This window comes from Cupriavidus sp. 01L46 (genome assembly GCF_056399905.1).
The window spans coordinates 1-10,186 of record NZ_JBFTSF010000240.1 but is presented as its reverse complement, the minus strand read 5'-3'; the positions used below and the strand labels follow the sequence as shown (position 1 = coordinate 10,186).

The following is a 10,186-nucleotide window of genomic DNA, read 5'->3' as shown; positions in this document are numbered from 1 at the left end:
CCTTGATGATGTCCGCAAGCACCAGCGTGATCACCGCGAATTCCCTGCCGTACTCTCCCGCCCGTGCCGCCGAGATGCGCGCATTCATTGCGACGATGTTCGCTTGCATCGAAATACCGCCGAGCCGCTCGACAAGATCGGTGTGGCGTTTGCGCACCGCGACCTCGCAACGGTGCATCTCCTCCTGGTAGGCCTGCGTGACGGTCTGCAGCAGTTCAAGCACTGGCGTGGCCTGCGCCACCAGCACATCGAGGGATGGCGCTCGCCGGCTGGTGTCGGCCAGCACTAGCGGTGCGTCTATCGCTGTCCTAACCTGGGCGATGAACTCACGGATACGCGCGTCAGCGCGCGGACTACCAAAATACAGTTGCTGCAAAGCGCCGGAGAATGTGCCGGGCAAACGCGCATTGCCCGTTACGAGATCCGAATGCGCCGACTCGAACATTGACAGGCACTTGCGTGCGATATCGAGCGCGGCAGTGTCTCCCCGCKAAGCGAGCAATATCTGGAGGACGATCCGTTGCGACAGCATGCGCTGCCTTCCGGAAAGGTTGATCAGTCCGCCGATGGTTTCGGCGGACACTTCGGCCTCGGGTGACTGAGTAGAGAAAGCGTTCATGCCATGCCTTGCAGGTTGTGTCGACGCAGACGCGCACCGCGCTGACCGGCAAAGAAAAAGCGCCCCGAAGCGAGATGCCCGCAAACCGGTTGTCCGGTTCGTGATCATTTCGCTTCGGGGCGCCGTTGCCCGGGATGCTCCATGTCGGAGCGTGTCATCGCGACTTGCCAAATTGTTTCAAGGCCGCCGTTGGCCTGTGTGTCGCCAACGCAATATCCATGCCATGGTTTGCGGAAGCTGCATCAGGCTGCGGGCGCAGGAAAATGGCACGGCGGGACCKAACCGCGCACCGATCCCGTGCCAGATGCCTCATCACGACGCGCGCGCCGGGGCACGGCCTACTGGTCACKGGTAGCGCCCGGCTTGACGAGAAGTGCTTTGTCTGCCGCATCGCCCCCATGAACGGCAAATACGTCTTTGGCCAGATCGATACCCACGATAACCATCGACATGGGACGTCCGCTCCGGTGGTCGCGATGGCGTTTCAACACGCCGTCCTGACACCTCGATGCCGACTTGCGGCTTGCGCCGCAGCCTCGGGACGGGGAAGTCCCTTCCAGTCGATTACCCAACGTTCTGATCGGTCTGCCCACCGTGGCGGGGGCCATGACCTCTCTCGGTGGCCCGAGCTCAGCGCGCCTTTACCACCGCCCATACCCAAGCCGTTGCGCCCCTCTCACGGTGCGCCGTGGCGCTGGCGGCTCCTGCACCACTGCGACCTGCTCGCGGGTGCGCTCCGGGTCCGTCGAGAATTGGGTACGCAACGCATGCAATCGCCACTCGATCGCCTCGATCTGGTTTGGGCAAGGGGTCCTCGACGAAGTCTGCGCTATGTCTTCGGTGCGTCCATCCTCACCTTCGTCGGGCCGATCTCCGAGACATCCACCCACGCCTTTGCATCGAAGCAGAACTCTGCGATGGCGCATGTGGCCATGTCTACGACCGTGCCAGATAGCCGCTGCGCAAGGCCGGTGAACTCGGGATTGTGGCCGAAGAGCATCACGCGGCTTAGCCCGTCATCGAGTGCGCAAATGACGGCAAGCAAGTTGTCCGGGCTGCTGGCGTAGAGGCGTTCATCGATGACGATGTCCTTGCGCTTGTAGCCAATCTCGTCGGCGATGAGTTGTGCCGTGGTCAGCGCACGCAACGCCGGGCTCGACACGAGCAGATCGGGCTCCACCCCGCGATCAGCCAGGCGTTTGCCCATCTTGGATGCGTCATGACGGCCGCGATCGTCCAAGGGTCGCTGCCGATCGTACAAGGATGGATCGTCGCGACTCGATCTGGCATGCCGCACAAGAAACAGAGTTTTCATGATCGAGCCGAGGGGGTAGCCCCTTAATGATAGCGAGGATTATCAGCTCCATGCCCTCAACCTGAGCCAAACCAAACCAAGTAGCCTGGTCTGTGGGTCGGGGCACCACGACGGCGCACTCGCCAGAACTGGTCATCACAACTTGGTAGAGTAGAGATGTGGCGCGGTGACGGTAGGTCCAGGCATCGATGTTTCCGCCCCTTTCGTTTGGCGGTGCCCTAATAGCCTGACCATGGTTCCGTTTCCACATCCCCCTCATCGAACCGGACGGGCGGATCTCCCGCATCCGGCTCTCGGACAAGACTGCACGCCTTCACCCTCGCCAGGCTGCAYCCCCGCGCGCGGTCAGACGTACGAGCCCATAGTGCCCGTAGAGGTGCGAGAGTGGATAGCTTCCGCCCCTGCGTCGTCTGACCTTGTATTTGTTGCGCAGCCACCGGCGCAACCGCGTCGCGGCGTAGCTGTCGAGTGCACGGTATGCGCGACTGACCGTTCCTACCTTGAAGTAGTTGGCCCGGCCGCGCAGCATGCGGTTCAACTTGCCCACCATCGCCGTGGTCTCTTGCCATCCCGTCTTCAGGGCGGTYAGCGCATGGACCTTCTCGACCATCCGCCGGATACTCTTCTTCGACGGCCGCATTCCCATGCGGGGCTGGCCAGTCTTTGCCGAGTAATTCCGCCCAAACGTGTATCCCAGGAAGTCGAACTCGCCTTCCGGAACCCGACAGATTCGTGTCTTCTCCTCGTTGACCGTGAGCTTCAGCTTGCCCATGATCGCTCGCATCGCTGACAGGGCTTCATCAGCCTTGCCGCATTTGCACAAGATCACGAGATCATCAGCGTAAGTCACGATCCGACTGCCAAGGCTGTGCTMCAGCCMGAGCTTCTTCCACGCCAGCACAAATCGACGCATATACAGATTCGACAGTAGTGGTGAGATGGGTGCCCTGGCCTCCGTCGTCCGCTTCTYCCGGCCGCGCGGGTCAGCTTCTTCGACAGCACACTCCAGCCACGTCTTGATCAGATGCAGCACACGCCGATCAACGATCCGCCGCGCAAGCGACTGCATCAGCTCGGTGTGTGGGATGCTGCCKAAGTAGTCCGCTAGGTCGGCGTCAACGACGTCCGTGTGACCGCGGTGCAGCCGCTCTTCCACTTCAACTACCGCTTGCTGGGCATTGCGGCCCGGGCGATAGGCGTACTGCTCTGGTGGAAGGTCGGCCTCGAAGATCGGATCGAGCGCCAGCATCGCTGCTGTCATACACACCCGATCCCGCAAGGTCGAGATGCCCAGTGGCCGCAGTTTGCCATTGGCTTTCGGGATGAACACTCTTCGGATAGGGTCCGGTCGGTAAGTCTCCTCTCTGAGCGCAAGCGCCAGTTCGCCGAGCCACCGCTCAACCCCGTACGCTTCGACATCCGCGAAGTCCTGACCATCCACACCCGGCGCGCCCTTGTTGGAGCGGCACTGGGCGTAGGCGTGAGCCAGAATGTCGTCGCGGCTGATCTTGTCATATAGGGCATAGAAGCGATAACCGGCTTCTGCCTTCGCTTTCGCGTGTAACGCCATCTGCAGCTTCTGAACACTAATCGGAGTTGATAGGTTGCCCAATCTCCTGTCCCTCACTACGTCTTGCGTCTGTCTTGAACTGAGGCCCCTTTCCTCCACCGGCATTACCCGGCTTCCACGGTACTACGAGCCTCTCCGCCRCCCCACGGCGCCCGGCCTGTCCCTCGCGGGCGTCCGGTTGATCATCCCTGACCGCGCCATGGGGCTTCCCGTGTTGCGTGCCCTTTCCTTGTGTACATGCTGTCGCCACTACCCCGGCGCAGCGACTGGCGGTACTGCTTCGCTCATCCATCCAGTCGTGTCAGCCTTCCCCGATATGGCTGTCGGGTCGGCCTGCGCATCGTCCTTTTCGAKGCTTGCTCAGCGTTMACTCACGTTACGGCCTGCACACTTGCGCTGTCACCGTATTTCGTGACACGCTTACCCGAAGGCTTCAGCCATTTCGTTACCTCCATAGCTGCTCCGGTTGCTTCCGGCTGGAGCGGATTGCCGGGTGGGGCTTACACCCACTGGAAAAGCGCCGCCTTTGCACGGCRCACGCCAGAACCGGACATTACCGCTTGGCCGCTAGAGGTTATGTTAAAACGTTGTGTTGAGACAGTCAGCCAACACCATCCGCTAGCACCACCGCCCAAGCAGACGGGCATGAGTCCCCTTGCCGTCAATCGGCGAAGCCCCAAAAAATCCCACTCCAGCGTACTGGCCATCGGGGGCAAGTCACCCGCGCCCGCGGCATTGAGGGCGTCGCGGCTTAGCCTGCCTCAACACGATTGCGCCCTTCCCCCTTGGCGCGATACAGCGCCGAATCGGCCCGTGCCAGCAATTCGTCAAGAGTCGCTTCCCCGGCCTCGATGCTGGCCAGCCCCAGGCTTGCCGTGCAGGCGGGCTGCCCCGAGATGGCCGATTGCTGCTCGACTGCGTGCCGCACGCGCTCGGCCATGGCGAGCGYGGTCTCCATGCCCGTATGCGGCAGCAGCACGACAAACTCTTCGCCGCCAAAACGGCCGAGATGGTCCGTGTGGCGCAGTGCCCGCCCTACGATTTGCGCGAAATGCGCCAGCACGCGGTCACCCACCAGGTGTCCGTGCTGGTCGTTGATACGCTTGAAGTGGTCGATATCCATCAGCAGCAACGACAGTGGCTGGCCGCCGCCGCGCCGGTTCTTCAGCTCAATGCTTCCTGCTTGCAGCACGGCGCGGCGGCTCAATACGCCCGTCAGGTCATCGCGTTGCGCCAGGTACTCGAACTGCGCACGTAACCGCTCGCTCACAGTCAGAAGCAGCCCAAGGCAGACGAAGAGCGACGCGAAGCAATACGCTGCAAGGTACGCGGTCTGAATAGCCGAAGGGGCAAACCGCGAAGTATCGGCGGCATCCTGGAACAGCGTCGTCGCTGCCCGCATCAGCAAGGCCAGCCCCTGGAAAGCGAGGACAACCGCCATGAAACGCGGCGCAAAACTCCGGCCGTGCTGCCAGGTCAGCCGCGCATGGGTCAGGCATATTGCCGCCAGCACCGAGGTCAGCAGCAACACGCGGATCCGGTAGTCGGGATGGACCAGCAGGAACCAGGTAATGCCAGCCAGGCAGCCAATGCCCAGGGCGAGCCAGCTTTTCCAGGTGCAGGGCACCCCGTAGAAGCGCTGGCTGCCGAAGTAGAACAGTGCGCAGCCCGAGAGCAGCAGCGCGTTGCCGCCAAGTGCGACGAGCACGGCCGGCCACTGCCCGTCCATCGCATAGAACGCGGTGGAAAGCGCACAAAGCAGCGGTGCCAGCGCCCAGGGTAGCAACCCTTTGATGGAGGCAGGATAGGCGCGGCGAAAGGCCAGCAGGACGATGCCCAGGGCGATATTGATCATCCCCGTCATCGCCGACATGGAGCGCAGGTCCAGGTTTAGCATGGGTCAGCCGTGGAGATACAGATTTGACCGTGGTCGTTGACCGGTCGGGATGCCGTTAGGAAATGCGGTCATGTCAGGGTGCCCGTTCAAGCTGGCGGTTTCTCCACAGACGTTCCAGTTAGCTCTGGTTCAGGTACAACGATTTATGCACATGGCACTGTGCGCACATTGTACCGGCGGTTAGCCACCGCCCAGCCGCCCAGCCGCCAGGTCGGCCGACGCCTGGTAAGGCAAGCAGTGTGTACACTACTGTCCTACCATTTTCGCTTGACCCATGACGATCACTATCAACGAAGACCTCCGTGCCTATATCGATCCACTTACAGAAGACGAATACGCGGCACTAGAACGCAGCTTACTCACGGAAGGGTGCCGCGACGCACTGGTGTTGTGGGGCGATCTCCTGGTGGACGGACACAACCGCTACAGCATCTGCCAGAAGCACGGAGTCCCTTTCAATACGGTACAAAACCAGACGTTCAAGTCCATGGACGATGTGCACCTGTGGATGATCGACAATCACCTCGGGCGGCGCAGCGTATCGGATTTCCAACGAGGCGTACTCGCATTGCGAAAGAAGGAAATCGTATCCGCGCGTCTGGCGCAAGCGCAAGCCCAGCAGGGCTCCGCAGAGCCTGCCGGGGCTGAAGTCGCCACGCAATCCGGGGCCGGTCCAGTGCTGACTCGCGAGGCTGTTGCGCGCACGGCGCGGGTGAGCAGTGCGACGCTGGGTCAGATTGAAAAAATCCAGAAGACGGCTGCGCCCGAATTGGTCAGCGCGGTAAAGGCGGGGGTGATTTCTATCAATGCCGCGGCTGCCGTGGCCTCCTTGCCTGGCGAGAGGCAGGTGGCGGCCGTTGCCGGGGGCAAGAAGGAACTGCGCCAGGTGGCTAGACAGGTGCGCGAGGCCCGCGTGCCGCCCAAGTCTGACCCGACGCCCCCACCCAGCGACGCCACCCCCGATCAACTTGCCATTCACCGCCTGACGCTATTGGTTGCGCAACTCACAGAAGAGCGCGACCAGTTGAAAAAGAAGGTGCAGCACTTGACGATTGCGCTTGCAGAGGCCCGMGATGGGCTATCGGCTGCGTGAGGCACTCTTGTGAGGCACTCTTATCTGGTGGGCGCGTACAGGTGCCTTAGCTCAAGCACGACTTGCGCTATTCGAGAGCGCGCCGTTGTAGTGCTGCTCGCCTGAACCAAGGCCCATCAATTTTTAGGTACGCATTCTCCGCACGCAGATCGCCTATCGATGGCGGAGCGGGGCCGGCGGCCCCGCTCCCAACGCCGCCGCCTTACTGGCTCAGCCGCGTTACCTTCAACTGCGGGTCCGCCGCAATGGCCTGCTCGCTGAACGGCAGCCGCACCCACCGCTTGGCGGAGTACTCCGCCATCTGGTCAAAGGCGTGCGGCGATTGCCGATCTACGGATTGGCCATACACCAGCAGCGCCTCGGCGACCGGCCCTTGCTCGTCAAAGCCTACGGTCTGCACGTAGCTGGTCCCGAAGTAGACCTGCAGCCCCTTGTCCGACACCGGGGTGCTTTGCAGCTTGTTGAGCACGCCTTCGTATTCCTCACCGCCGTGCAGGGCGATGCGGCCAGTTGGCGCCGTGGCGGCCTGCACCTGGCCCAGCGGCGCATCCAGTGCAAAGCCGGCAGTGCGCATGGCTTGCACGGCGTCCTTCAGTGCCTTGAAGACCTCGGTGCGCACAGACGCATCGCGCATGCGCAGTCCGCGTGGCGTGTTGACCGGATCGGTGGGGTTGAACTCGATGGCGTAGACCTTGGGGATCTTGCTGGCGCGCATCCAGAACTCGCGGAACAGCGGTGCGGCACGGCTGTCGAGGTTGCTGTGGCGGTCCCACTTGCGCAGCGCCGCGCAGCCGTCGCTCAGGTCGGCGTCCTTGGTACCGACGCAGGCATCGAGCAGGTCATCCAGCACGAGTTCACCGGAGAGGTTGCGGTCGCGGAACAGCACGGCCTGCAGGCCGGGCACGTCAAAGCGGTTCCCGGGCAGGCCGTCCTCCCCCGCGAGGCGGCGGCCGATTTCCATCAGGCCAACGCGCGTGCGCAGGCGTTGCGCAACTTCGGTGGAACCCAGCACCGGTGAGAAACCGGTCAGCTTCTGGCTGGGGTTGGACAGCCACGAACTGTCATTGCTGTTGGCGACATAGTCATCGCGTAGCAGCACGGGCATGGCGTTTGGCGCGACCAGCCCCGGTACCGGCGATGCCGCGTCCACCGTCCAGTTGCAGCTAGCCCGCGTGCCGTCCAGCAGGACCATGCCGGTGCCCTGCATCAGCTTGGCGGCCAGCGCGGCGCTGTCGCCGGCCGGCGCGCATTGCTTGAGCATGTCGGCCGATACGTTGGGCGCGACCGATACATCGGCAAACATGGCGCGGCCTTCACGGTCAGTGGCAATGGTGTTGACCCACGGAATGCCCAGGCGGCCAATGGCGGTGCGGATGCCAGCCACGTCGCGCGCGCGGCCGATGTCAAGCCAGGTGTCGACCGAACGCGTGTTGTTGCGGTTGGCGTCGCGCAGCGCGTAGGCCTTTTGCGCGGACCACGGCAGGCCGGCCGCTGGCATGGACAGCACCGGGCCGTATTCGGTCATGTAGAAGGTGTGCGAGCGCTGCTCGGTACGGCCGTCGGGCAGTTTTGCCGCATAACTGACGGTGCGTGGGGTCATCTTGCGCGGCGCGCCGTCCACCAGGTAGGTGGTGGGGTCGCCTTCGGCCAGTTTCAGTTCATACAGCGTGAAGCGGCGGGCGGTGGACACGGTGTGCGTCCAGGCCACGTCCTTGTTGAAGCCGATGCTGATGATGGGGAACGAGGCAATGGACGCACCCATGACGTCCAGCTTGCCCGGTATGGTCAGGTGCGCTTCAAAAAAGCGATTGGTGGTGGTCCACGGAAAATGCGGATTTCCCAGCAGCAGGCCGCGCCCATTGGTGGTGGCTTCCTTGCCAAAGGCCCAGCCGTTGCTGCCGATCGGCGGATCCAGCAGCTGCAGGTCGTTGTTGACGGCTTCGAAGTCGATGCTGGCTACGTCCAGCGCCCCCGCCTGCCGCGCGGTCTTGGCACCGCCCGCAGCCCGGGGCGGCACGGCGGCGACAATGCCCGCTGCCAGCGCACCGGCGCTGGCCTGGATGCTCTTCTCCTCGGCCAGGCGGAACAAGTCGATGGCGGTGACGGGCCGCACCCAGTCAGCGTTGCGGCAGCCAGCCGGGCGTTGGGCCGGCGGGGTATCGCGCAGGTAGCGGTTGTAGCCGGCGATATAGCCGCGCAGCAGTTCGCGCGCCTCTGGCGTGGCCTGCGCGTAGCCGGCGCGCAGGGCGTCGTCATCGATGATGGCGCGGAAGAATGGGTMGGATTCGCTGTTTTTGATGCGCTTGAACGACACCTCGGTACTTTCGTCGGGGCCGAACACGCGCGAGCGGTCGCCGCTGACCGTGACGACCTGGTCGGCCATCAGGCAGACGTTGTCCTGCGCGTATGCGTAGCCCATGCCAAAGGCCAGGCTGGCGTAGTCGTTGGCCTTGATATGGGGAATGCCATAGGCGGTGCGGCGGATCTCGGCGTTGAGTCCGCCCTCGCTCCAGTTGGCGCTGTCGCTGCCTGCGGTGGCGCAGCCGCCCAGGGTGGCGGCCGCCAGCACGGCGCCGCCAAGTGCGGTCGCGCCGCGCACGATGCGTTGCTTCATTGTGTTGTCTCCTCGTTCTTGTGTGTTCTTGTGTCTGTGGGCCCATGGAACGTTGCGCGTCAAAAGGCGACGCGCCATGGTGCCGCTGACATGGTCGGGCATCGGGGCCGTGACAGGTAGAGCGGATTCCGCCACAATTGGTGGCATTCCCGCCATCGGGTCGGCACCTTTCCAACCACAACCCACCGCGCCATGTCGGACGTCTATCTGCTGTGCTACCCCTCGGCCGTTGTCTCCGCTCTATCCACCGCGGTCGACATGCTGGACATTGCCAACACGCTGGCCTCAATGCAAAGGCGGCGGCGCGGCACGGCGGCGCCCTTCCGCTGGCGGCTGGCGGTAGCCGAGCCGCAACGCTGGCAGGCGCTGGCCAGCGTGCTGCGCTGCACGTGCGTGCCGCTGGAAGAGTTGGCCGGCGCAGGCAAGGACGCCATGGTGGTGATCGCGCCACCGCTGTTTGATCACATCGCCGGGCTCGAGCATATGCTGTCACTATTGGACCGCGAACGCGCCGCCATCGCGGCAGCTGCTACGCGCGGCGCGCTGGTGGTGGCTCCGTTTACGGCAGTGGCGCTTCTGGTAGCCATGGATTTGCCGCCGCAGCGCAAGCTGGCGGTGCCGTGGCTGATTGCCAACTGGATGCAGCTGTGCGAACCCGGGCGACGCTTGCAGGCCGACCAGCCAGTGGTCAAGAGCGGCAACCTGCTCAGTTCCCGCGCGCTGGATCGCATGCATGCGCTGTTGCTGCAGGCGGTGGCACATACCGCTGGTAGCGCCCTGGCCCGCACGCTGGGCAACGCCTTGCTGGACCAGCCCGAGCGCGGCGAGGCCGTCAACATCTGGCTGAAGACCGCCGCCGATGCCCCGCGCCTCAGCGTGGCGCTGYGCGCGCGCCGCTACCTGCAGCAGCACCTGGCCGAGCCCTATGACCTGCCCCGGCTGGCAGCAGTGGCGTCCACCAGCGAACGCACACTGCTGCGGCATTTCATGAAGACCGTAGGCATGTCGCCGCTGCAGTTCCTGCACCGATTGCGGGCTGAGCGCGCCTGCCATCTGCTGGAAGTCTCCACGCTCAGCC

7 protein-coding genes are annotated in these 10,186 nt (G+C 63.7%); 2 read left to right on the top strand and 5 right to left on the bottom strand.

Features of this window, described 5'->3' with window-relative positions; all coding sequences use genetic code 11:
- The 4 genes from AC1DS3_RS29490 to AC1DS3_RS29475 form a co-directional block, all read right to left on the bottom strand.
- The coding region (locus tag AC1DS3_RS29490; RefSeq protein ID WP_477128499.1) for a methyl-accepting chemotaxis protein at positions 1–619 on the bottom strand (619 nt) is incomplete at its 3' end.
- 829 nt (positions 620–1,448) lie between these two features.
- The gene (locus tag AC1DS3_RS29485; protein ID WP_441631118.1) at positions 1,449–1,934 is read right to left on the bottom strand and encodes a SixA phosphatase family protein; all 486 of its coding nucleotides are present in this window, start codon (positions 1,932–1,934) and stop codon (positions 1,449–1,451) included.
- 313 nt (positions 1,935–2,247) lie between these two features.
- Positions 2,248–3,504, bottom strand: coding sequence for a group II intron reverse transcriptase/maturase (ltrA, locus tag AC1DS3_RS29480; protein WP_477128498.1), 1,257 nt, complete (start codon positions 3,502–3,504; stop codon positions 2,248–2,250).
- A 751-nt stretch (positions 3,505–4,255) separates the two neighbouring features.
- Entirely contained in the window at positions 4,256–5,401 is a 1,146-nt protein-coding gene (locus tag AC1DS3_RS29475) for a GGDEF domain-containing protein (RefSeq protein ID WP_477128497.1), read from the bottom strand.
- A gap of 274 nt (positions 5,402–5,675) precedes the next feature.
- Here AC1DS3_RS29475 and AC1DS3_RS29470 point away from each other — a divergent pair, with 274 nt between their 5' ends.
- On the top strand, positions 5,676–6,494 hold the full coding sequence (locus AC1DS3_RS29470) for a ParB N-terminal domain-containing protein (protein WP_441631113.1): 819 nt from the start codon (positions 5,676–5,678) through the stop codon (positions 6,492–6,494).
- Positions 6,495–6,696: 202 nt separating this feature from the next.
- Here the strand turns inward: AC1DS3_RS29470 and AC1DS3_RS29465 are convergent, their stop codons facing one another.
- Complete coding sequence (locus tag AC1DS3_RS29465) at positions 6,697–9,108, bottom strand: acylase (RefSeq protein ID WP_477128496.1); 2,412 nt, start codon at positions 9,106–9,108, stop codon at positions 6,697–6,699.
- A gap of 192 nt (positions 9,109–9,300) precedes the next feature.
- On the opposite strand from AC1DS3_RS29465, the gene AC1DS3_RS29460 reads away from it, so the two are divergent.
- A partial coding sequence (locus tag AC1DS3_RS29460) for a helix-turn-helix domain-containing protein (protein ID WP_477128495.1) occupies positions 9,301–10,186 on the top strand: 886 nt, incomplete at its 3' end.

Excerpts from the sequence above, each read along its gene's own strand:
- AC1DS3_RS29485 (WP_441631118.1), bottom strand. The coding sequence starts at position 1,934 with ATGAAAACTCTGTTTCTTGTGCGGCATGCCAGATCGAGTCGCGACGAT.